Source organism: Mycolicibacterium holsaticum DSM 44478 = JCM 12374 (assembly GCF_019645835.1).
Lineage (GTDB): Bacteria > Actinomycetota > Actinomycetes > Mycobacteriales > Mycobacteriaceae > Mycobacterium > Mycobacterium holsaticum.
Genome location: NZ_CP080998.1, coordinates 1,094,360 through 1,117,003, shown reverse-complemented (window position 1 = coordinate 1,117,003; position 22,644 = coordinate 1,094,360). Strand labels below are relative to the sequence as shown.

The following is a 22,644-nucleotide window of genomic DNA, read 5'->3' as shown; positions in this document are numbered from 1 at the left end:
TCAGGCGATCGAGAGCGCGATGCCGTCGAGGATGTCGTGTTCGCTGACCACCAGCGCGTCGATGCCGTCCCGGTGGCCCAGCGCCGCGGCGAGTTCCTCGACGATGATCGCCCCGCCGCCGATCACGTCGACGCGACCCTCGTGCATCGGACCCAGCGCGGCGCGTTGGGCACGCGTCATCGCGATCACCTCATCGCACACCCCCAGCAGATCACCGAACCCGACCCGGGACAGATGGATGACCGCGGGATCGTAGCTGGTCAACCGCTGCGCCAACGCCGACAACGTCGTCATCGTGCCCGCCACGCCCACCCAGGTGCGCGCCCGGTCCACGGGCACCACGTCAAGCGCCTTCGTCAACCCGTCGCGGACCACGTCCCGCGCGGCCGCGATCTCGGCGGCGGTCGGCGGATCGGAATGCAGACAGCGTTCGGTCACCCGCACGCAGCCGATGTCCGCGGAGAAGCTGGCCGTCACGTCATCGGTGCCGAGCACCACCTCGGTCGACCCGCCACCCAGGTCGACGACCACGAAAGGGGCTGCCGCCGGGTCTAATTCGTCGACCGCGCCGCGAAACGACAGCTCTGCTTCCTCGGTGCCGGTGATCACTTCGGCGACGGTGCCCGCGACCACCGGACCCAGCACGTCGGCCGTCATCGCGAAAAACTCGTCGCGATTGGCGGCGTCGCGGGTCGCCGAGGTGGCGACCATCCGGATCTTGGCGACCCCGTGGTCGGCCAGCAACCGGGCATAAGCGCTCAGCGCCGCCTGCGTGCGGTCCAGCGCTTCGGACGCGAATCGCCCTGTGGCGTCCACGCCTTGGCCGAGCCGCACGATGCGCATCTCGCGGTGCACATCGCGCAGCCGCGGCCGCCCGGTGCGCTCGTCGACGTCGGCGATCAGCAGCCGGATGGAGTTCGTACCGCAGTCGATGGCTCCGACCCTGGTCATGTCCACTTCTCTCGCTCGAGGATGCCGGCCATCGCCGGTTCGTCAGCCAGCAGCGCCAGCGCCTCGTCGCCGAACGGGTTGATTCCCGGCCCCTTGGCCAAGGCATGCGCCATCAGCACATGCAGGCATTTGACGCGGTCGGGCATGCCGCCGCCGGAAAACGTTGTGCCCAAAGGCTCGATCGCATCCCGCTCGGCCAGGTAGGAGTCATGCGCACGACGGTACGCCGCCGCCAACTCGGCGTCCTGCTGCAGTCGTTCGGTCATCTCTTTCATCAGACCCGACGACTCGAGCCGGCTCGCCGCGGCGGTCAGCGCCGGGTGCGTGAGGTAATACAGCGTCGGAAACGGTGTGCCGTCAGGCAATCTCGGTGCGGTTTTGACCACGCCCGGTTCCCCGTTCGGGCAGCGGTAGGCGATCTCCAGGACGCCGCGGGGTTCACGGCCCAGCTGCCGCGCGACGGCGTCGAGGTCGGACTGCTCAACCACCGGGAGCAGGCGGTGCGGGGGTCGGCGGGGGCGGCGGCATCCCTGGCGGCACACCCGGCTGCGGCAACGGTGCGGGCGAAACCCCGTGTGGCTCATCGGCAATCGTGTTCCACAGTGCGGTATACCACGGCTGGTCGGGGTTGACGGCCTCGGGCTCCATGCCGGGTCTTCCCGGCAGCACGACCTTCTCGGGGAGCTGCACTTGGTACGGCGTCTCACCGGACATCACGAACCCCAACCGTTCCCGGGCCTGGGCGGCGATGTACACCGGATCGGCGAGTTTGACCTTCTGCTGTTCGAGCTCTGCGATCTGTTCGCGCAGCTGCGCCTCGGTGGCCTTGAGTTGCTTCATCTCCGTGCGCTGGCCGAAGTAGGTGCGCACCGGGCCGGCGATCGTCAGCGTCAGCACGCACACCACCGCGGCGAGGATCGCCGCACGCCGCGCCGCGGAGCCGAACCGCTGCTCGGACTGTTGTTCGGCCGACTCCGCGATCGATCGGCGAATCGACTCGGTGGTGTCCTTGGCCGCTTCGGGGGTCTGACGCGTATCGGCCGGGTCCGCCGCGCGCGTTTCCCGGCGGGCCGCGGTGGTGCGAGGACGACCCTTGCCACCACCTTTACCCGGCTTACTGGGCCGGGAGGTGGGTGACCGTCTCTTCGGATCGGGTCGTTTCGCGTCGGGCACGGCCTATTTCGTCTCCACCGTAAACCGGGGGAACGCCAGGTCACCGGCGTAGCGGGCGGCGTCGCCGAGGGTTTCCTCGATGCGAAGCAGCTGGTTGTACTTGGCGACGCGCTCGCTGCGGGCGGGAGCACCGGTCTTGATCTGGCCGCTGCCGACCGCGACGGCGAGGTCGGCGATCGTGGTGTCCTCGGTTTCGCCGCTGCGGTGGCTCATCATCGTGCGATAACCGCTGGCGTGCGCCAACGCCACCGCGTCGAGCGTCTCGGTCAGCGTGCCGATCTGGTTGACCTTCACCAGAAGTGCGTTGGCCGCGCCCTTGTGGATGCCGTCTTCGAGCCGTTCGGGGTTGGTGACGAAGAGGTCGTCGCCGACCAACTGGATCCGGTCGCCGATCGCGTTCGTCAGCGCGACCCAGCCCTCCCAGTCGTCCTCGGACAGCGGATCCTCGATCGACACCAGCGGGTAGGAGTCGATCAGGCCGGAATAGAAATAGATCATGTTCTCGGCGGTGCGGGTCTCGTTCTCGAACGCGTAACCCTGCTCGGCACTGAAGAATTCGGTGGCCGCGACGTCGAGCGCCAGCGCGACGTCCGCCCCGGGCGCGAAGCCGGCGGTCTCGATGGCGTTCAAGATCAGATCGAGTGCGGCCTTGGTGCCCGCCACATCGGGTGCGAAACCGCCCTCGTCGCCGAGGCCGGTCGCCAGGCCCTGTTCCTTGAGCACCGCCTTCAGCGCGTGGTACACCTCGGTGCCCCACCGCAGCGCCTCCTTGAACGACGGGGCGCCGATCGGCGCGACCATGAACTCCTGTACGTCCACGCCGGTGTCGGCGTGGGCGCCGCCGTTGAGGATGTTCATCATCGGCACCGGAAGGATGTGCGCGTTGGGTCCGCCGATGTAGCGGAAGAAGGGCAGCGCGGCCGACTCGGCGGCGGCCTTCGACACCGCGAGCGACACCCCGAGGATCGCGTTGGCGCCCAGCCGGGACTTGTCGGGGGTGCCGTCGAGGTCGAGCAGGGCCTGGTCGATGAGCCGCTGATCGTCGGCGCTCATGCCGATGACCGCGGGCGCGATCTCGTCGAGCACGGCCTCGACCGCCTTGTGCACGCCCTTGCCGCCGTAGCGGGCGCCGCCGTCGCGCAACTCGACGGCCTCGTGCTCACCCGTCGATGCGCCTGAGGGCACCGCGGCGCGGGCGAACGTGCCGTCCAGCAGCGCCACCTCGACCTCGACCGTCGGGTTACCCCGGGAGTCGAGGATCTCGCGGGCTCCGACCTGCTCGATGATGGGCACTCGCTTCTCCTTGATCGTGATGTGAACGATGGCGTTAGAGGTCGAGCCTAGAGCCTGTACCCCTGACCGGCGTGCTCAGAGGGGGTGTCCGTTCGCATACGCGGTGGCCCAGTCGCGCACGGTGCGGGCGTACTGGTCGGACAGGTTGTAGGCGCGCAGCGCGTTCATCCAGCCCCTCGGGGTGGCCAGGTCCTTACCGCGCCAGCACAGGTACCCGGCGGCCGACAGCGCGGCGTCGTCGATGTTGTCGGCGCTGACCTCGCCGTCGTTGTTGGCGTCGACGCCGTAGAGCCGCCACGTTTCGGGGATGAACTGCATCGGCCCCATGGCGCGGGCGAAGGCCATGTCGCCGTCGTGGCTGACCGCGTCGTCGTCGAGGATCTCGAGGTTGCCGCCCGTGCCGTCGAGCAGCACGCCGCGGATGGGCGGGCGCACGTCGCCGTTGTCCTCGATGGCCGCGCCGCGATACGTGCCGTGGTGGCTTTCTACCTGTCCGATGCCTGCCAGCGTCGTCCATGCCAGGTTGCAGTCCGGGTTCTCCACCTCCGCGACCCGTGCGGCGTAGGCGTAGGCCTCCAGCGCCCCGACGGGTATGCCGAGGGCGGGTGCGCGTGCGGCCGCCCAGTCGTGCAGCTGGTCGGCGGGCCGACCCTTGGCGTAGGTGTCGATTTTGGGCACCGGGTCACCCGGGGGCGGCGGTATACCTTCAGGTATGGGCGTTCCGAGCTGCCAGGAACAGCTCGAAGCCAAGAGCAGCGCTGTCGCACCTACTACGGCGACAGCCCGCAGCCAACGCACCGGCGACACCAGACTCCTCAACCAACCTCGGTCGCTTGCCATGTTCCCACGTGTTCGCCGCGGCGCGCCGAAACGCCCCTCGCGTTTTCGGCGCGCTTACGCTCGCTCAGCAGGACAAAACCCGCCGAATTCGCTGGTCAACATTCGACGTCCTGCGGGGACGGTTCGGGGACTTCCACCGGTCCGGGTTCGGGAACGCCGGCAGGCGCCGGCTCGGGCACCTCGGCCGGTGTCGGCTCGGGCACGCGGTCCGGCGCGGGCTCGGTGTCGTCGGCCGGCCAGTACGCGCGCCACTGTTCCTCGGTGATCTCGCCGAGCGGCGCGACGTCGAGTTCCTCGGGGACGTCGTCGCCGCGACGACCGACGGCGACCTCGTGTTCGACCTTGCGCACGGTGTCCATGAACTCCAGGACCTGTGCCCGCAACGCGCTCTCTGCGTCGAAACCCGCCGCCACCGTCACCGTCACCGACTTGATGCCCTCCGGAATGAGATCGGCGGGCAGGTTCGCCGCGGTCACCCGCTCGATCACCTTCTGCGCCAACGCCAATGCGGGCTGACCGGTCGGGACGTCGTCCATGCAGGAGAATGCCCGCCTGGCCCGCTTCTCCAGGGCCTTGCGCTCCTCCCACTGCGCCAACTGGTCGTCGAGTGAAATCGCCTCGCCGGCAAGCACGGCAGGCACGCGGTTGCCGAGTTTGCGTACCAGCGAGTCGGCGACGTCGTCGACGGTGAAGGAATTCTGGGGTGCATCCTCGGCGATTCGGGCGTGAAATAGCACCTGCAGCAATACATCTCCGAGTTCTTCGCGTAGTTCGTCGGCGTTGCCACCGCGTACCGCGTCGAACAGCTCGTAGGTTTCCTCCAGCAGGTAGCGGCGCAGGGAATCGTGTGTCTGTTCGCTCTCCCACGGTCCGGAGGTGCGCAGCTTGTCCATCATCGCGACCGCGTCGAGAAGGCGCTCCCCCGGCGCGGGCTCGGGGGCGGCGACCAGCCTCTCCCCGGCCGCCAGCCGCGTCTTGACCGCGGGATGGTCCGGGTCCGACGACAGCAGCACCGGCGCGCCTTGCTCGTCGGCCTCGTCGGAGAACCACGGCCGCGCCGAGGGCAGCGACCATGGCACCTTCACCGGTATCTCCTCGGTGTACTGGACGTCGCCGCTGAGCAGCTCGATCGCGTCGACGGGGATGAGGGCCGGCCGGCGGGGGTCGACCAATACGACGGTCATGGGCTAGACCCCCTCACGCATTTTCGATGAGACCGCTGGTTTCGGTTATACCAACACATTGACCCGACCTCGACGCCCGTGGCGAGTACCTGCAAGCCTGCGAACGCCAGATGGCCGCCCTGCCCGAAGGCAAGGCGGCCATCGTGTCACCTCGGGGACTCAAGGACTAGCCCGGAATCACCCAGTGGCCCGGCGAATGCTCGAAGAACGGGTTGACGATCCCGTCCACCGTGGCCATCTTCTTCAGCTGACCCGGCGGGATGCCGAAGAACGGGTTCGCAACGCCATTGATGAACGGCGCATTCTTCAGCTGCCCGGGGGCAATGTGGGTCACCGGCAGCCGGAAGTAATCACCCAGCTGCGGGAACCGCACGTCCGGCACGTTCACGTCGGGAACGTTGACGGCCGGCACGTTCACATCAGGAACGTTGACGCTCGGCACGTTCACATCAGGAACGTTGACGCTCGGCACGTTCACGTCAGGAACGTGCACACCCGGAAGATGCACGTCGGGCACGTGCACACCCGGCACCGGAATCGGCGGCGGCGGCGGCACGAACGGAGCGGCTTGTGCCAGGCCCGTTCCCAGGCCGAGGCCACCGAGTCCCAGCGCACCGGCCATCGTCGTGGTTACCGCGAATTTCTTGAAGTTCATTTTCACTCCTTCGCCTTCCGTCACTGCGACACCGTCTTTGGTGTACGCGTGATGTTCGGTTTAGGAAATTGCTCAACCGTCCGGTCCGGACGATCCCGTCGCCTTCGATCTAGACGACAACGCAACACCTTGACCCCCCACTCGGTACGTCGGGTCGGCATTCGGCTGCGTTATCCACGCCGCCGGTGGGATAAATCACCATGGCTGTGATCAGGCGTTAAACCGAAACTTCGAGGTTCGCGGTCACATCGACGCTGCCCTGAGGTTTGCCGTCCAGGGCCAGCACCAGGTCGGCGACGAACTGCACCAGTTCAAGATCACGGATTCGCGGCGCACCGACACCCTCACCGGCGCGCGGAATCGGCACCTGCACGGTCGACGTCGTCGCCCGGTAACGCGCGCTGGGTTGTATCCGCTTGAGCCGAAGCTGCTGTGAGTCCAGCAGCTGCAGGGGCGCCAGCCGCAGCGTGGTCTCCGATACCGAGCTGACCTCGGTGATCGCGTAGTGCCGGAGCAGCAACCGCAACCGCGCGATCGCGACCAACCGCTGCACGGGCGCCGGCAGCGGCCCGTACCGATCGATCCACTCCTCCACGACGGCGTCCACGGCCGCGGAGTCGCCGGCCGCCGCGAGCCGCCGGTAGCCCTCCAGACGCAGGCGGTCGCTGCCGATGTAGTCCTGCGGCAGGTGCGCGTCGACGGGTAGGTCGATGCGCACATCCTTCTGCTCTTCCGGTGCCGCAACGGTTTTCCCGTCCGCGGCCGCCCGGTAGGCTTCGACGGCCTCGCCGACCAGTCGCACGTACAGGTCGAAGCCGACGCCCGCGACGTGACCCGACTGCTCGACACCCAGCACGTTGCCGGCGCCGCGGATCTCCAGGTCCTTCATCGCCACGGCCATGCCGGCGCCCAACTCGTTGTTCTGCGCGATGGTGGCCAGCCGGTCATAGGCGGTCTCGGTCAGCGGAACCTCCGGCGGATACAGGAAATACGCGTAGCCACGCTCGCGGCTGCGACCCACCCGGCCCCGCAACTGGTGCAACTGCGAGAGCCCGAACGTGTCGGCGCGCTCGACGATCAGCGTGTTGGCGTTGGAGATGTCCAGGCCCGTCTCCACGATCGTCGTGCACACCAGGATGTCGTAATCGCGGTTCCAGAAGCCCTCGACGGTGCGTTCGAGAAGTTCCTCGGGCATCTGGCCGTGCGCGACGACGACGCGCGCCTCCGGCACCAGGGCCTGCACCCGGGCCGCCGCCTGGTCGATCGTGCGGACCCGGTTGTGGATGTAGAACGCCTGCCCGTCGCGCAGCAGTTCGCGTCGCAGCGCCGCGGCGATCTGCTTGTCGTCGTGCGGGCCGACGTAGGTCAGCACCGGATAACGCTCCTCGGGCGGGGTGAGGATCGTCGACATTTCCCGGATCCCGGCCAGGCTCATCTCCAGCGTGCGCGGAATCGGGGTCGCGCTCATGGTCAGCACATCGACGTGGGTGCGCATCGACTTGATGTGCTCCTTGTGTTCGACACCGAACCGCTGTTCCTCGTCGACCACGACCAGGCCCAGGTTCTTCCACGTCACACCGGTCTGCAGCAGCCGGTGGGTGCCGATGACGATGTCGATGCTGCCGTCTTTCATCCCGTCGAGCACCGCTTTGGACTCCGCGCTCGAGGTGAACCGCGACAACCCCTTGACGGTGACCGGGAACCCGGCCATCCGGTCGGTGAACGTCTGCAGGTGCTGGTCGGCCAGCAGCGTCGTCGGCACCAGCACCGCGACCTGTCTGCCGTCCTGCACGGCCTTGAACGCCGCGCGCACCGCGATCTCGGTCTTGCCGTAGCCGACGTCGCCGCAGATCACCCGGTCCATCGGGATCGGCCGTTCCATATCGGCCTTGACCTCGGTGATCGCGGTCAGCTGGTCGACGGTCTCGGTGAACCCGAACGCGTCCTCCATCTCGGCCTGCCACGGGCTGTCGGGCGCAAACGCGTGTCCGGGTGCGGCCTGCCGCTTCGCGTAGAGCGCCACCAACTCCTGGGCGATCTCCCTGACAGCACTGCGCGCGCGGCTTTTCGTGTTGGTCCAGTCGCTGCCGCCCAGCCGGCTCAGCGTCGGGGCCTCACCGCCGACGTAGCGCGACAGCTGATCCAGCGAGTCCATCGGCACGTAGAGCTTGTCGGACGCTTGCCCGCGCTTATTCGATGCGTACTCCAGTACCAGGTATTCGCGGCGGGCGCCGCCGACCACGCGTTCGGTCATCTCCAGGAACCGGCCGATGCCGTGCTGGTCGTGCACCACCAGGTCGCCGGCCGTCAACGCCAGCGGGTCCACCACGTTGCGGCGCTTGGCGGCCAGCCGTTTGCCTTCGGTCGTCGCGACCCGGCTGCCGGTCAGGTCGGCCTCGGTGATGACCACCAGGTTGGCGCCCGGCACGACCACCCCGTCGTGCAGCGGACCCTTCAGCACGCCGACGACGCCCTCCTTCGGCGTGGCACCGGCTTCCAGAAGCGCTGCGGGCGTTTCAGATTCGGCGAGCTGCTCGACGACGCGGTGCGCGGTGCCCGTGCCCGGTGTCACGACCGCCGCATATCCTCCGGTCGCCACGTGCGCGCGCAGCATCGCGAAGACCTCGCTGATGCTGGCTTGTGAACCGCGCGCCGACGGGGCGGGCCGGATGTCGACTTCGAGCGCGGTCTCGTCCGACAGCTGGCTCAGCGTCCACCACGGGTGCCCGCCCGCCGCGGCGGCGGCGCGGGCGTCGTCGATGCCGACGAAGCCCGAGGCGCCGAGGGCCTCCAGGTCGATCGGCGCTGTGCCTTCGGAGCCACCGAACGCTGCAGCCGACCACGACGCCTCGAGAAACTCACGTCCGGTCTTCATCAGGTCGGCGGCGCGGGTGCGCACCTTTTCGGGGTCGCAGATCAGCAGCGGGGTGTTCGGCGGCAGATGCGCGGGCAGCGTGACGAGGTCGTCCTTGCGTAGCAACGGCAGCAGCGCTTCCATACCGTCGACCGGGATGCCGTCGGCGAGCCTGGCCAGCATTTCGGGCACGCTGCCGGTCAGGTGGTTCTCTGCGACGGGATGCTCGGCGGCCAGCGCGGCGGCGCGGTCGCGGACGTCGTCGCTGAGCAGTAGTTCGCGACACGGCACCGCGATCACGGTGTCGATGCTGATCTCGGGGATCGACCGCTGGTCGGCGACGGCGAACATCCGCATCTCGGAGACCTCGTCACCCCAGAACTCGACACGCACCGGGTGTTCGGCGGTGGGCGGGAAGACGTCGAGGATGCCGCCGCGCACGGCGAACTCGCCGCGCTTGCCGACCATGTCGACCCGTTCGTAGGCCAGCTCCACCAGGCGGGCGAGCACGGCGTCGAATGTCGCCGCCGGGGCGGCTCCGGCGTCGAACCGGGGCTCTTCCCCCACGGTCAGCGTCACCGGTGTCCACTCGTCTAGGTCGCCCGGTCGTTGCGCCATCGGCTGCAGCAGCGAGCGCGCCGTGGTGACCACGACGCGCAGCGGCGGGCCCAGGCGCGCGTCGTCGGGGTGCTTGAGCCGGTGCAGCACCATCAGCCGGGCCCCGACCGTGTCGACCCCCGGGGACAGCCGCTCGTGGGGCAGGGTCTCCCACGACGGGAACAACGCGACCTGCTCGCCGTAGACGCCGCGCAGTTCGGCGGTCAGGTCGTCGGCTTCTCGACCCGTCGCGGTGACCACGAGCAGCGGGCCGGCCTGCGCCAGCGCGCACGCGACGAACAGCCGGGCGCTGGCCGGGCCGATGAGCGTGAGATCGGCGGGTTCATCGGCGGCGCGGCGGGCGACTTCCTTCAGCGACGGGTCGCGTAGCGCCAGCTCGACAAGCCCCGCGATCGGGGTTTGGACATGGGTGTTCCCCGATACGGTCATGATGCTTCCATCGTATGCGCGGCTTTACCTACATGCCCAAAGGGACATTTGGGCGCCAACGTGCGAGTGGTTTTCGCCATTACGTCAATCTCGGCGAAACGACGGTGGCGGGATTACTCGTCGAGCAGCTGCGGGTCGTCCTCCAGATGCATCAGCCCGTTCCAGCACAGGTTGACCAGATGCGCGGCGACAACCTCCTTCTTGGGCTCGCGCACATCGAGCCACCACTGTGCCGTCATCGAGACCGAACCGACCAACGCCTGCGCATACAGCGGGGCCATCTCCGGATCCAGGCCGCGCTTGGAGAAGTCTCCGGCCAGGATCGACGACACCTGGTTGACGGCCTCGTTGAGCAGCGTGGAGTAGGTGCTGCCGGACGTGATGGCCGCCGGAGAGTCGCGGATGAGGATGCGGAACCCGTCGGTGCGCTCGTCGACGTAGGTCAACAGCGCCAGCGCGACGCGTTCGATCCGCAGCCGCGAGCGGTTGTTGGTCATCCGGGTCAACGACGACGTGATGCCGTCCAGCAACGCCGACATCTCGCGGTCGACCACCACCGCGTAGAGCCCCTCTTTGCCGCCGAAATGCTCGTAGACCACCGGTTTGGAGACGCTGGCGCGTTGGGCGATCTCCTCGATCGAGGTACCCTCGTAACCGCGTTCGGCGAACAACGAACGGGCGACGTCGATGAGCTGATGGCGCCGCTCGGCACCCGTCATCCGGGCGCGCGGCGCACGCACCTCTTTGTCGAATGCGGCCACGGTAGTAAGGCTAGTTGGTTCGACTAGCATCACGTGGTGATCGATCCGTCGTGGTGTAATCGGCAGCACCTCTGATTTTGGTTCAGATAGTTCAGGTTCGAGTCCTGGCGACGGAGCATTTGGTCGCGACTGTGCGCTTTCATACGGTGTCATCGGCGTGTCGCGGATGAAACTGCACATTCGACAGGGGCAGGAGACCGGATGACGGCAACTACCGAAGCTGCGGTGGTCGTTCTTGCGGCCGGCGCCGGAACCCGGATGCGCTCCGACACCCCCAAGGTGCTGCACACGCTGGCGGGCCGCAGCATGCTGGCCCACGCGCTGCACGCGGTCGCCAAGGTGGCGCCCCAGCACCTCGTCGTCGTGCTGGGCCATGACCGCGACCGGGTGGCCCCCGCTGTCGAGGAGCTGGCCGAACAATTCGGGCGCACCGTCGACATCGCGGTGCAGGAGCAGCAACTGGGCACCGGCCACGCGGTGGCCTGCGGGCTGGCCGCGCTGCCCGACGCCTTCGCCGGCACCGTCGTGGTGACCTCCGGTGACGTTCCGCTGCTGGACGCCGACACGCTGGCCGACCTGATCGCCACCCACAGCACCGAGCCCGCCGCGGCCACGGTTCTCACCACCACGCTGCCCGACCCGACCGGCTACGGCCGCATCCTGCGCACGCAGGACCGCGAGGTGATCGGCATCGTCGAACAGGCCGATGCCAGCCCGTCGCAGCTGGCCATCGACGAGGTCAACGCCGGGGTGTACGCGTTCGACATGGCCGCGCTGCGGTCGGCGTTGAGCCGGCTGGACTCCGACAACGCCCAGCAGGAGCAGTACCTGACCGACGTGATCTCGATCGTGCGCTCCGACGGGCAGGTGGTGCGCGCCAAGCACATCGACGACGCCACCCTGGTCGCCGGCGTCAACGACCGGGTGCAGCTGGCCGAGCTCGGCGCCGAGCTGAACCGGCGCATCGTGGCGGCGCACCAACGCGCCGGGGTGACGGTCGTCGACCCGGCCACCACCTGGGTCGACGTCGACGTCACGATCGGGCGCGACACCGTCGTCTACCCCGGCACCCAGCTGCTCGGCGGCACCCGCATCGGCGGGAACTGCCAGATCGGCCCGGACACCACGCTGACCGACGTCACCGTCGGCGACAACGCCAGCGTGGTGCGGACCCACGGCGGGCAGTCCGTCATCGGCGCCGGCGCCGCGGTCGGGCCGTTCGCCTACCTGCGGCCGGGCACCGTGCTGGGCGCCGACGGCAAACTCGGCGCGTTCGTCGAAGCCAAGAACTCGACCATCGGCGCGGGAACCAAGGTGCCGCATCTGACCTACGTCGGCGACGCCGACATCGGCGAGCACAGCAACATCGGCGCGTCGAGCGTGTTCGTCAACTACGACGGCGAGAACAAGAACCGCACGACGATCGGCTCACACGTGCGGACCGGCTCGGACACCATGTTCATCGCCCCGGTCACCGTCGGCGACGGCGCCTACACCGGGGCGGGCACCGTGGTGCGCGAGGACGTGCCGCCGGGCGCGCTGGCGGTTTCGGCCGGGCCCCAACGCACCATCGAGGGCTGGGTGTCGCGCAAGCGGCCGGGCAGCGCCGCCGCGGAGGCTGCCGCAAAGGCCGAAGCCGACGACGGCGACAAGTAGCTGTTCGTTTTCCGGCAACCCGGCAACGGGCACCCGGCAACGCTACGTACGATTGGGCCGTATCGAACCCCGACCGGCGAGGGCACTGTGGGCACCGAGTGGACCGACAACCGCAAAAACTTAATGCTCTTCGCGGGTCGCGCGCACCCCGAACTGGCCGATCAGGTGGCCAAAGAGCTCGACGTCCCAGTCACCGCGCAGACTGCCCGCGACTTCGCGAACGGCGAGATCTTCGTCCGTTTCGATGAATCGGTCCGCGGCTGCGACGCGTTCGTCCTGCAGTCACACACCGATCCGCTGAACAAGTGGCTGATGGAACAGCTGATCATGATCGATGCGCTCAAGCGCGGCAGCGCAAAGCGGATCACCGCGATCCTGCCGTTCTACCCGTACGCGCGCCAGGACAAGAAGCACCGCGGTCGTGAGCCGATCTCCGCGCGGCTGGTCGCCGACCTGCTCAAGACCGCGGGCGCCGACCGGATCGTCACCGTCGACCTGCACACCGACCAGATCCAGGGGTTCTTCGACGGCCCGGTGGACCACATGCGGGCGCAGAACCTGCTCACCGGCTACATCGCCGAGCAGTACCCGTGCGAGAACATCGTTGTGGTGTCGCCGGATTCCGGCCGGGTGCGGGTGGCCGAGAAGTGGGCCGACGCGCTGGGCGGCACGCCGCTGGCCTTCATCCACAAGACGCGCGATCCGCGGGTGCCCAACCAGGTGGTGTCCAACCGGGTGGTCGGTGACGTCAAGGGCCGCACCTGCGTGCTGACCGACGACATGATCGACACCGGCGGCACCATCGCCGGTGCCGTCAAGCTGTTGCGTGACGAGGGCGCCGGTGACGTGATCATCGCCGCGACGCACGGCGTGCTTTCCGAGCCCGCCTCGCAGCGGTTGGCCGACTGCGGCGCTCGTGAGGTGATCGTCACCAACACCCTGCCCATCGGTGAGGACAAGCAGTTCCCGCAGTTGACGGTGTTGTCGATCGCGCCGCTGCTGGCCAGCACCATTCGCGCGGTCTTCGAAAACGGTTCGGTCACAGGACTCTTCAACGGATCGGCGTAAATGACAGACAGCACCATCTACCACAACCCACGCTGCTCGACCTCCCGCAAGACCTTGGACTTGTTGCGCGAGAACGGTATCGAGCCGACGGTCATCCAGTACCTCAAGACGCCGCCGTCGCGCGCGGAGCTCGAGAAGATGATCGCCGACGCCGGTATCGACGTACGCACGGCGGTACGTAAGAAGGAAGCGCTGTTCACCGAGCTGGGGCTGGCCGACGCCAGCGACGACGAACTGCTCGATGCGATGGCCGAGCACCCGATCCTCATCGAGCGGCCGTTCGTCGTGACGCCGAAGGGCACCCGGCTCGCCCGGCCGATCGACGCGGTACACGAGATTCTGTGACGGCGCGTCGCTGCGTGGCGGCGGCCGCGCTGGTCGTCGTCGCCGCATCGGGCTGCGGTACGGAACCGCCTGACTACCAGTCGATCTGGTCGACGTCGACGACGCCCACCACGTCCGCCGGTTCCGAGCCGGCGGTGCCGATCGCCGTGTACCTCGAGGAGTCCGGTGTCGTCGGTGATCCGGTCGCTCCCGAGAAGCTGACCGACCTGACGGTGACGTTCCCGACACCACCGGGCTGGGCGCCCTACGTCAACACCAACCTGACGCCGCTCACCCGGGTGATCGCCAAGGGCGACACGTATCCGACCGCGATGCTGATGGTGTTCCGGCTCACCGGTGACTTCAACGTCGAGCAAGCGATCACCGAACACGGCTACGCCGACGCCGAGATGTCGCAGAATTTCAAGCGCCTCAACGCCTCCACCGACGACTTCAAGGGCTTTCCGTCGGCGATGATCGAGGGCAGCTACGACCTCAACGGCCGTCGGATGCACAGCTACAACCGCATCGTCATCGCGACCGGCGCGCCACCGGCCAACCAGCGCTACCTCATTCAGTTCACGGTCACCGGTTATGCGGACAAGGCCGCCGAGGAGGCGCCGGATATGGAGGCGATCATCGGCGGCTTCAACGTCGCGCTGCCCCGGTAGCGCCCCGGCGGGTGGCGCGCGGCCACTAGGGTCGGGACCATGAGTTGGACCGCAGCCGATCTGCCTTCCTTTGCCGGACGCACCGTCATCGTGACCGGCGCCAACAGCGGGCTCGGGTTGGTCACCGCGCGGGAGTTGGCCCGCGTCGGCGCCAAGACGATCCTGGCTGTGCGCAACACCGCCAAGGGTGACGAAGCCGCCGCGACCATGACCGGCCCCGGGTTCGGCCAGGTCGAGGTGCGCAGGCTCGACTTGCAGGACCTGTCGTCGGTGCGGGAGTTCGCCGACGGCTTTTCCGGGTCGGGGGACCGCGTCGACGTGCTGGTCAACAACGCCGGCATCATGGCGGTGCCGTACGCGCTGACCGTCGACGGTTTCGAAAGCCAGATCGGCACCAACCACCTGGGCCATTTCGCGTTGACCAACCTGCTGCTGCCCAAGATCAGCGAACGGGTCGTCACGGTGTCGTCGGTGATGCATTTCCTCGGCCGGATCAACCTCAAGGACCTGAACTGGAAGGCGCGCCCGTATCTGGCCTGGCCGGCCTACGGCCAGTCGAAGCTGGCCAACCTGCTGTTCACCATGGAACTGCAGCGGCGCCTGGACGCAGCGGGCTCACCGGTCAAAGCGCTCACCGCGCACCCGGGTTATTCGGCGACCAACCTGCAGGGGCAGACCGGTAACCGGCTGGGCACGCCGGTGTGGCTGGCGGCCAACCGGATCTTCGCGACCGCGCCGGACTTCGGCGCGCGCCAGACGCTGTACGCGGTGTCCCAGGATCTGCCCGGCGACACGTTCGTCGGTCCGCGGTTCGGCAGCCGGGGTCCCACGGGGCCGACGTCGTTCCGCAGCCCGCTGGCGCGCAGCGCGAAGACGGCCGCCGCCCTCTGGGAGCTGTCCGAGCAGCTCACCGAGACACCGTTCGGCCTCTGATTTGGGTGCTCGCCGCTGACTGCGCTACCCTCGACGGCGCGTCACGGCGAGGGTGGTTTCGGCCACCGTTATCGACGGGAGCCTCTCGAGGTTGCGACCCCTGCCGTGCTAGGACACGACACAGGAGCAACATCTCATGGCGAAAAAGACCGTCAACAATCTCAAGGCGCTGGTCCGGCAAGAGACCGGCAAGGGTGCTTCGCGACGCGCGCGCCGCAACGGCAACGTGCCGGCCGTGCTGTACGGCCACGGCAGCGACCCGCAGCACCTGGAGCTCAATGCCCGTGACTTCGCCGCTGTGCTGCGCTACTCGGGCACCAACGCGGTGCTCACCCTCGACATCGAGGGCAAGGAACAGCTGGCGCTGACCAAGGCGCTCGAGCTTCACCCGATCCGCCGCACCATTCAGCACGCCGACCTGCTCGTCGTGCGCCGCGGTGAGAAGGTGACCGTCGAGGTCACCGTCGTCATCGAGGGCGAAGCGGTGCCGGGCACCCTGGTCACCCAGGAAACCAACACCATCACGATCGAAGCCGACGTGCAGTCGATTCCCGAGCAGCTCGCCGTCTCCATCGAGGGCGCCGACGTCGGCACCCAGTTCACGGCCGGCTCGATCGAGTTGCCGTCCGGGGTCACGTTGGTCTCCGACCCCGAGATGCTCGTCGTCAACGTGGTCGCCGCGCCGACGGCCGAGGAGCTCGACGCCGAGGGCGGCGGGGCGGCCGAGGAGCCGGCTGCCGAGGCCGCCGAAGCCGAGGCACCGGCCGAGGCGGAAGCCGCGCCCGCCGAAGAGTCCGAGTAGGCGGCATGGCCGAACCGCCGGCGGGCGGGACGCACCCCCAGCTGGTGGTCGGCCTTGGCAACCCGGGCCCGCGGTACGCCACGACCCGGCACAACCTCGGGTTCCTCGTCGCCGACATCCTGTCCGACCGGATGGGCGCGGGGTTCAAGCTGCACAAGAAATCCGGCGCCGAGGTGGTCACCGGCCAGCTGGCCGGCCGGTCGGTGGTGCTGGCCAAGCCGCGCTGCTACATGAACGAGTCGGGGCGCCAGGTCGGCCCGCTGGCCAAGTTCTATTCGGTGCCGCCCGCCGACGTCGTGGTGATCCACGACGAACTCGACATCGAGTTCGGCCGGATCCGGCTGAAGTCCGGCGGCGGCGTCGCGGGCCACAACGGGCTCCGCTCGGTCGGTCAAGCGTTGGGCAGCAAAGATTTCCAACGTGTCCGTATCGGCATCGGTCGACCGCCCGGCCGGATGGACGGGGCGTCGTTCGTGCTGAGCAACTTCACCTCCGCCGAGTGGCGCGAGGTGCCCACGATCTGCGAGCAGGCCGCCGACGCCGCCGAACTGCTGGTGTCCCACGGGCTCGAGCCGGCGCAGAACATCGTGCACGCCTGGGGCTAGGGGCTACAGGAAGGAGTTCTCGGCGGTCAGACCGCGTTCGGGGAACTCACCCAGCGCGAAGGTTTCGGCGTTGCCCAGACCTGTGCCCCCGCCGACGGGGTCATCGACGCGCACCAGCAGATCCCGTAGCTGATGCAGTTGCCGGGCGTTCTCGGGTTTGTCGCATTCGGTCATGTGGCTGCCCTCGACCCTGAGGTCGCCCACCCATTGCCCGTACACCCAGTCGTTCCAGCCGTAGTAGCCTGCGGTGCCGAGGTGAAAGCCGGTCGGCCCGGCCGCGGTGATGGTCAACGGCCGCTTGGTGCCGTCCGCATTGATCAGCGTGACGGTGCCGTGGGTGAACCTGCGGTTGTCGTCCTGAAAGTGCATGTCCTGTTCGACAGAGACGAACCGGTGTGAGGTGCCGTCGTCGTTCTGCTGCTCGGCCTGGCAACGGATTTCAAGGAAGCCGTCGCCGCGCTCTTCCTGGTACATGACGAACAGCGAATAGGTCGACCCGTCGGGCCTGGTCATGGTCATCGGCAGCCACGTCATGAACATCTGTTTGATCCTGCGTCCGCCGCGTGGCAGCCCGGGGATCGGCTTGCCGACGCCGGGCCGCAACCCCCAGGAGTGGTCACGGATCGAAATCCAGTTGTCCGGGTCGATTTCGGTGCGGCTGCCCTCGACCTCCACCCAGCCCGACGCCACGCCGATCTGGTGGTAACGCAGCACGTTGTGGGTGACGCGGTAGCCGTCGGGGCTGCGGTCGGGCCACGGGTCTTCCAGCGCAGCAGCAAAGCCGCCGCGCAGTTCGACGTCGAACGCGATCGGTGCGTGCTCGGTGGGGTCCAGGCTTATCCGGATGGCCCGCAGCGGTTCGACCACCCGGTAGTGGATCGGCCCGACGTCGGTGGCGGCGGGGTCTGACGAGAGCCGCCGCCCGGCGCGCACCGTCCATTGTTCGGTGCCCCGGCACACCCCGGCGGCCCCGTCGAAAACGCCTCGGTTGGTGTACTTTCCGACACCGAGCACGACCTGCAGCGAGTTGTCGCGGGCATGGGCGATGGTCCAGATCTTCTCCGTCCACGACGGATCCGATTGGCTCACCGTGGCGAAGGTGTCGACGATCTGGTGGGTCAGCAGCTCGTCCTCGGGCACCAGGGCGCCGTAGTTCGTCGACAGCAATGACTTACCTTTCTGCGGTTCAGCTTCCGGCGAATGTCGTCATGTCGGCGCCGCGTTCGTATGCGCGCATCCAGGTCTCGGCCAAGTCGGGTGACGGCTGATCGGCGGGGTCGTGGTAGGGCGCCTGCGAGAGCGCCAGCCGCCACAGCATCCGCGCCAGTTCGCCGGTGGGCACCGGCGCGAAAATGGTCGGCGCCGCGGCGCTTTCGCGGTTGCGCAGACGGCGAACGACGGGTACGCGTGCGTTGAGTTCACCGGTCAGGAAATGACCGGACAGCAGCGCGCGGGTGGATGCACCGCGGTCCTCGAACGGGACGATGTCGTCGAACGCCGTCGCGATCGCGTCGGCTACCGCGGCCACATGTGCGAAGGTGCGCCGAATGTGCTTGACCCTGGACCACGGGTGCGGGTTGACGTGGTTGCACAGGATCAACCCCGAACTGCGGTGTTCGATCTCCTCGACGAAATGCCACATCATCAGCGACGCGACGCGCGGGTCACCCCCGCCGAACAGCGAATCGCGGTTGTCCAGAAGGACTTTGAACAGCGGGGTGAACGTCGCCTCGAGGTTGGCGATGTAGGCGAGGTGAAACTCGACCGGCTCCTGGCCGATCAGCTCGTCGTAGGCCGCGCAGGCGCCGACGTAGCACTGTTCGAGGTCGGGATAGCGTTGGATCAACGCCAGCATGTGCTTGCGGTGTGCGGCGGCGTGCTGGGCCTCCTGTTTGAGGAACGCGTCGGCCTCGGCCGCGACGTCGGCGTCTTGGTCGAGCCGGTCCGACGCCATCCGCACCGCGGTGACGATGTAGCGCTCGAACGGCACGGCGATGAACGTGAACGCGTTGCAGAACAATCCGAATTGGGGGTTGGCAGGCTGCCACCGAAACGGCACCGACGCGTCGAAGTCCCACCCGATCTTGCGGACCACGAGCCCGGTCATCGACCGCAACCTCCCAACCGTGGGGACCCGACACGGGGCACACGTCTTTGCGCGCGGGTTCATCCACCCCGGCATAGACTAGCGTTAGTGTGACATTTGGACCCTTAGATGTAAAGGAAATGATGGTCGCCTCCGCCATCGAGGCCGAGCAGTCGACACGCCGGCGCATCCTCGCCGCGACATTCGTCGTGCTGTCGCGCGACGGCCACCGCAAGCTTCAGCTTTCCGACGTGGCGGCCGAGGCCCGGGTGTCCCGCCCCACGCTCTACCGCCACTTCGGGTCCAAGGAGGGCCTGCTCGACGCGTTCGGGCTCTATGAACAGGACAATTTCGATGCCGGCATCGCCACTGCCATCGCGGGTCTGACCGGTCCGGATCGCCTGGACGCGGCGCTGCGGTTCATCGTGGAATTTCAGCGCACCTATTCGCTGGGCTCGCTGGCCGAGGTGGAACCCGAACACGTTCTGCACCAGATGAAGCGGGTGCTGCCGATCATCCACGAACGTATCGCCCGCATCATCCCCGGCGACAACAGCGAGGTCGCCGCTGCGGCCGTCGTGCGTATCGCGGTGTGCCACTACTTGATCGGCGGTGCACGGCCCGAGCAGTTTCTCGCCGAGCTTCGCCATGCCGCCGGCCTGGACCCGGCCCGGCGGCGCCCACCCCGACCGGCGGCCACCGCCGGATAGACACCGCCGGGTTGCTTTACATCGGAGTGACCCTATGTAACCCTTTCTGCTATGGCAGGCATCACGCTCGTACCACGCGACCTGGCCGCGACGCGCGTGCAGTTGCAGGCCTGGTTCGAGCACCGGTTCGGTGGCCGGGCCGTGGTGTCGGAGCTCCGCACCGCCAACCGCGCCGCGGGGTGGTCAAGCGAAAGCCTGGTGTTCGGCGCCGAGGCCGGCGGCCGCTCGGGTGAATACGTGATCCGGATACCACCGTCGGGCGGCGGCATCTTCCCCGACTACGACCTCGAAGCGCAGTGTCGGACGCAGGAACTGCTGCGCCGGCATGGCATCGTCACACCGTCGCCCCTGGTGTACGAGCCCGACGAATCCTGGATCGGCTCGAGATTTCTGGTGATGCCACGCATCGTCGGGCAGACGCCGTCGGACATCACGTACGCCACCCGCGGGTGGCTGCACGACGCGGGGCCAGCCGTGCAGCGGCGGGTGCACGATTCGTTTCTCGGCACCATGGCGCGGTTGCACCAGGTGCCCGTCGACGACGCACCCTGGCTGGCCCGGCCGGACGGCGTCGGCGTCACCGCGGAACTGAAGTGGTGGCACGGCTACGCCGAATGGGGAACCGGCGGTCGGGTACCCGATGTCATGACCGAGGCGTTCGCCTGGCTCACACGTCATCAGCCAACCCGGACACCGGATTTGAGCATCTGCTGGGGTGATGCGCGGCTGTCCAACGCCATCTTCGACGACTCGGGCGAGATCGTCGGCGCGCTGGACTGGGAGCAGGCGTGCATCTGTCCTGCCGAGACCGACATCGCGTGGTGGCTCGCCACCCGCAAGCAGATGCTCGAGGTGAACGGCCTTGACCTCGACCCCGAACTCGACGGCTTCGACAGCCGCGAACACGTCGTGCGCCGCTACGAACAGATGCTGGGTCGGCCGCTGGAGGACCTCGACTGGTACGAGATCTTCGCGATGGTCCGCATGGGCTGCGCCATCCTGCGCACGCAGGTTCTGCTGCGCCTCAACGGGCAATCCGACCACTTTCTCACCAGGGCGCCGATTCTGCCCGCGTGGACCCTCGCGGCGATCGGCGGCTAGCTTCCGGTGCGACGCGCATAGGCGCGCAACGCGAACGGCGCGAAGATGGCCGTCAGCACCAGCGACCACAGAATGGTGGCGAGCACCGGATGATGCAGCGGAAGTTGCGCGCTCGCGGGGGCGGGGCCGCCGTTGCCCCACAGCTCGCGCATGGCCTGCGCCAGCGAGGACACCGGGTTCCATTCGGCGATCACCCGCAGCCAGTGCGGCATCGGCTCGGTGGGCACAAAGGTGTTGGCCAGGAACGTAATCGGGAACAGGACGGTGAACATCACGCCGTTGACGGCCTCCACCGACCGCAGCAGCGATCCGATCAGGATGCCGAACCAGATCATCCCGAACCCGAACACCAGCACCAACGTGAACGCCAGCACCGCCTCGGCGACGCTCCCCCTGATCCGCCATCCGATCGCCAACCCGGTCATCGCCATCACCACCACACCCAGCGACGAGTGGATCAGGCTGGCGATGCTGCGCCCGATCAGCACCGACGACCGCGAGATGGGCAGTGAACGGAACCGGTCGATGATGCCCTTCTCGACGTCGGCGGTGATGCCGGAGGCCACCACGAACGCCGAGAACACGATCGTCTGCGCCTGGATCCCGGGCAGCAGGAACTCCCGGTAGTTGGTGCCGCCCGGATTGACGATCGACGCGCCGAACACGAACGCGAACAGCAGCACGAACATGATCGGTTGCACGGTCACATCGCTGAGCATCTCCGGCATGCGTTTGGTGTGGATCATGTTCCGCTTCACCATGATCCATGACTGCTGGGCGAGGTTGGTGGGACGGGTCTGCGCCGGCGCGTCGAGGGCCGTCATGCGGTCGCCTCTTCTTCGGTGCGATGCCCGGTGAGGGTCAGGAACACGTGGTCGAGACTGGGCCGGGACAACCCGATGTCGTCGACGGCGATGTCGTGGTTACGCAACCAGCCAGCCACCCGCACCATGTCGTCGAGGCCCTCGGCCTGCGCTGTCAGTTGACGCGCACCGGCGTCGACGAACACCTCGGCACCGGTCTTGGCGAGCAGCGCCCGCGCCGCGGGCAGATCGTCGGCGTTCGATACGGTGACGACCAGGCTCGCAGCCCCTGCCTGTTGTTTGAGTTGCAGCGGCGAACCTTCGGCGATGATGCGCCCCCTGTCGATCACCACGATGTTGTCGGCGAGTTGGTCGGCCTCCTCGAGGTACTGCGTGGTGAGCACCAGCGTGGTGCCCTGCTGTACGAGGCCGCGTAACTGCTCCCACAGCTCGCTGCGGCTGCGCGGATCCAGGCCGGTGGTCGGCTCGTCGAGGAACAGCACCGGAGGTGACGCCAGCAGGCTCACCGCCAGATCGAGCCGACGGCGCATGCCGCCCGAGTACGACCTGACCACGCGGTCGCCGGCGTCGGCGAGCGAGAATTGTTCCAGCAGCTGATCTCCCAGCCGGTTGAGCTGCTTGCGGCGGATCCCGTACAACCCGCCGATCATCCGGATGTTCTCGCGCCCGGTCAGCAGTTCATCGACGGTCGCGACCTGACCGGTCAGACCCATGCTGCGGCGTACCAGGTGGGGTTCGCGGCGGACGTCGTAGCCGGCCACCCGGGCAGTGCCGCTGGTCGGCTCGGTCAGCGTCGTCATCATCCGCACCGTGGTGGTCTTTCCGGCGCCGTTCGGCCCCAGCAGGCCGAGCACGGTACCGGCCGGGACAGTGAAGCTGACGCCGTCGACGGCGGTGTCGTCGCCGAAACGCTTCACCAGATCGACGGCCTCCACGGCCGGGGAAAGGGGCACGACCCCGACGGTATCGGCGCCGGCCGGTCAGCGCACCTTCCGGCACGGCATGGCGGCGGTCGCGAGGTGACTGTGCGTGCCGGGGTTAGCCATATTCAGCTCAGTGGCGTGGTGCGGATCGAAGGGCTGTTGCCCGCAATGCTTCTGCCGCCG

The 22,644-nt window shown here is 68.0% G+C and carries 22 protein-coding genes and 1 tRNA gene; 10 read left to right on the top strand and 13 right to left on the bottom strand.

All coding sequences use genetic code 11. From position 1 onward, the window contains the following. The 9 genes from K3U96_RS05460 to K3U96_RS05420 all read right to left on the bottom strand — a co-directional run bounded on the left by K3U96_RS05460 (window position 1) and on the right by K3U96_RS05420 (window position 10,716). Window positions 1–951, bottom strand: a complete 951-nt coding sequence (locus K3U96_RS05460) for a Ppx/GppA phosphatase family protein (RefSeq protein ID WP_271035561.1) — start codon at window positions 949–951, stop codon at window positions 1–3. Next, window positions 948–1,439 (bottom strand): DUF501 domain-containing protein, encoded by a 492-nt coding sequence (locus K3U96_RS05455; protein ID WP_069408039.1) that lies wholly within the window; start codon window positions 1,437–1,439, stop codon window positions 948–950. Before K3U96_RS05455 ends, K3U96_RS05460 begins: the two co-directional genes overlap by 4 nt. Beyond that, window positions 1,432–2,124, bottom strand: a complete 693-nt coding sequence (locus K3U96_RS05450; protein WP_220692318.1) for an FtsB family cell division protein — start codon at window positions 2,122–2,124, stop codon at window positions 1,432–1,434. The genes K3U96_RS05455 and K3U96_RS05450 overlap by 8 nt, the downstream gene beginning before the upstream one ends. A 3-nt stretch (window positions 2,125–2,127) precedes the next feature. Beyond that, on the bottom strand, window positions 2,128–3,417 hold the full coding sequence (gene eno, locus K3U96_RS05445; RefSeq protein WP_220692317.1) for a phosphopyruvate hydratase: 1,290 nt from the start codon (window positions 3,415–3,417) through the stop codon (window positions 2,128–2,130). A 75-nt stretch (window positions 3,418–3,492) separates the two neighbouring features. After that, entirely contained in the window at window positions 3,493–4,224 is a 732-nt protein-coding gene (locus tag K3U96_RS05440; RefSeq protein WP_069408042.1) for a lytic transglycosylase domain-containing protein, read from the bottom strand. A 128-nt stretch (window positions 4,225–4,352) separates the two neighbouring features. Further along, the gene (locus tag K3U96_RS05435) at window positions 4,353–5,441 is read right to left on the bottom strand and encodes a nucleoside triphosphate pyrophosphohydrolase (protein ID WP_220692316.1); all 1,089 of its coding nucleotides are present in this window, start codon (window positions 5,439–5,441) and stop codon (window positions 4,353–4,355) included. A 166-nt stretch (window positions 5,442–5,607) separates the two neighbouring features. After that, a complete protein-coding gene (locus tag K3U96_RS05430; protein ID WP_220692315.1) occupies window positions 5,608–6,096 on the bottom strand; it encodes a hypothetical protein in 489 nt (162 codons plus the stop codon). Between the two features lie 217 nt (window positions 6,097–6,313). Then, entirely contained in the window at window positions 6,314–9,997 is a 3,684-nt protein-coding gene (mfd, locus tag K3U96_RS05425; RefSeq protein WP_220692314.1) for a transcription-repair coupling factor, read from the bottom strand. Window positions 9,998–10,110: 113 nt separating this feature from the next. After that, window positions 10,111–10,716, bottom strand: a complete 606-nt coding sequence (locus K3U96_RS05420) for a TetR/AcrR family transcriptional regulator (RefSeq protein WP_069408237.1) — start codon at window positions 10,714–10,716, stop codon at window positions 10,111–10,113. Between the two features lie 86 nt (window positions 10,717–10,802). On the opposite strand from K3U96_RS05420, the gene K3U96_RS05415 reads away from it, so the two are divergent. The 8 genes from K3U96_RS05415 to pth all read left to right on the top strand — a co-directional run bounded on the left by K3U96_RS05415 (window position 10,803) and on the right by pth (window position 16,817). Then, window positions 10,803–10,874 (top strand) — tRNA-Gln (locus tag K3U96_RS05415). Between the two features lie 85 nt (window positions 10,875–10,959). Beyond that, window positions 10,960–12,414, top strand: a complete 1,455-nt coding sequence (glmU, locus tag K3U96_RS05410) for a bifunctional UDP-N-acetylglucosamine diphosphorylase/glucosamine-1-phosphate N-acetyltransferase GlmU (RefSeq protein WP_220692313.1) — start codon at window positions 10,960–10,962, stop codon at window positions 12,412–12,414. A gap of 87 nt (window positions 12,415–12,501) precedes the next feature. Continuing rightward, window positions 12,502–13,482 (top strand): ribose-phosphate diphosphokinase, encoded by a 981-nt coding sequence (locus tag K3U96_RS05405; protein ID WP_069406262.1) that lies wholly within the window; start codon window positions 12,502–12,504, stop codon window positions 13,480–13,482. Continuing rightward, complete coding sequence (gene arsC / locus K3U96_RS05400) at window positions 13,483–13,827, top strand: arsenate reductase (glutaredoxin) (RefSeq protein WP_069406261.1); 345 nt, start codon at window positions 13,483–13,485, stop codon at window positions 13,825–13,827. After that, window positions 13,824–14,477 carry an LpqN/LpqT family lipoprotein gene (locus K3U96_RS05395; protein WP_069406260.1) on the top strand — a complete coding sequence of 218 codons (654 nt, stop codon included), beginning with the start codon at window positions 13,824–13,826 and terminating at the stop codon, window positions 14,475–14,477. The genes arsC and K3U96_RS05395 overlap by 4 nt, the downstream gene beginning before the upstream one ends. Before the next feature lie 39 nt (window positions 14,478–14,516). Beyond that, the gene (locus tag K3U96_RS05390) at window positions 14,517–15,410 is read left to right on the top strand and encodes an oxidoreductase (protein WP_069406259.1); all 894 of its coding nucleotides are present in this window, start codon (window positions 14,517–14,519) and stop codon (window positions 15,408–15,410) included. A 136-nt stretch (window positions 15,411–15,546) separates the two neighbouring features. Continuing rightward, window positions 15,547–16,212, top strand: coding sequence for a 50S ribosomal protein L25/general stress protein Ctc (locus tag K3U96_RS05385; protein ID WP_220692312.1), 666 nt, complete (start codon window positions 15,547–15,549; stop codon window positions 16,210–16,212). Between the two features lie 5 nt (window positions 16,213–16,217). Continuing rightward, entirely contained in the window at window positions 16,218–16,817 is a 600-nt protein-coding gene (gene pth, locus K3U96_RS05380) for an aminoacyl-tRNA hydrolase (RefSeq protein WP_069406257.1), read from the top strand. A gap of 3 nt (window positions 16,818–16,820) precedes the next feature. On the opposite strand, the gene K3U96_RS05375 is transcribed toward pth, so the two are convergent. Both K3U96_RS05375 and K3U96_RS05370 read right to left on the bottom strand, forming a co-directional pair. Further along, window positions 16,821–17,984, bottom strand: a complete 1,164-nt coding sequence (locus K3U96_RS05375; protein ID WP_220692311.1) for an Rv3169 family protein — start codon at window positions 17,982–17,984, stop codon at window positions 16,821–16,823. 19 nt (window positions 17,985–18,003) lie between these two features. Next, window positions 18,004–18,924: a metal-dependent hydrolase gene (locus K3U96_RS05370; protein ID WP_220692310.1), complete on the bottom strand. Its 921-nt coding sequence runs from the start codon at window positions 18,922–18,924 to the stop codon at window positions 18,004–18,006. Window positions 18,925–19,043: 119 nt separating this feature from the next. Here K3U96_RS05370 and K3U96_RS05365 point away from each other — a divergent pair, with 119 nt between their 5' ends. Together K3U96_RS05365 and K3U96_RS05360 are read left to right on the top strand one after the other, a co-directional pair. Next, window positions 19,044–19,613, top strand: a complete 570-nt coding sequence (locus K3U96_RS05365) for a TetR/AcrR family transcriptional regulator (RefSeq protein ID WP_069406254.1) — start codon at window positions 19,044–19,046, stop codon at window positions 19,611–19,613. A 51-nt stretch (window positions 19,614–19,664) separates the two neighbouring features. Continuing rightward, window positions 19,665–20,714, top strand: coding sequence for a phosphotransferase family protein (locus K3U96_RS05360; protein ID WP_220692309.1), 1,050 nt, complete (start codon window positions 19,665–19,667; stop codon window positions 20,712–20,714). On the opposite strand, the gene K3U96_RS05355 is transcribed toward K3U96_RS05360, so the two are convergent. Both K3U96_RS05355 and K3U96_RS05350 read right to left on the bottom strand, forming a co-directional pair. Beyond that, a complete protein-coding gene (locus K3U96_RS05355) occupies window positions 20,711–21,538 on the bottom strand; it encodes an ABC transporter permease (protein ID WP_220692308.1) in 828 nt (275 codons plus the stop codon). The genes K3U96_RS05360 and K3U96_RS05355 overlap by 4 nt on opposite strands. Further along, window positions 21,535–22,491, bottom strand: a complete 957-nt coding sequence (locus K3U96_RS05350; protein WP_069406251.1) for an efflux ABC transporter ATPase subunit, DrrA-related — start codon at window positions 22,489–22,491, stop codon at window positions 21,535–21,537. The genes K3U96_RS05355 and K3U96_RS05350 overlap by 4 nt, the downstream gene beginning before the upstream one ends. Window positions 22,492–22,644 lie beyond the last annotated feature (153 nt).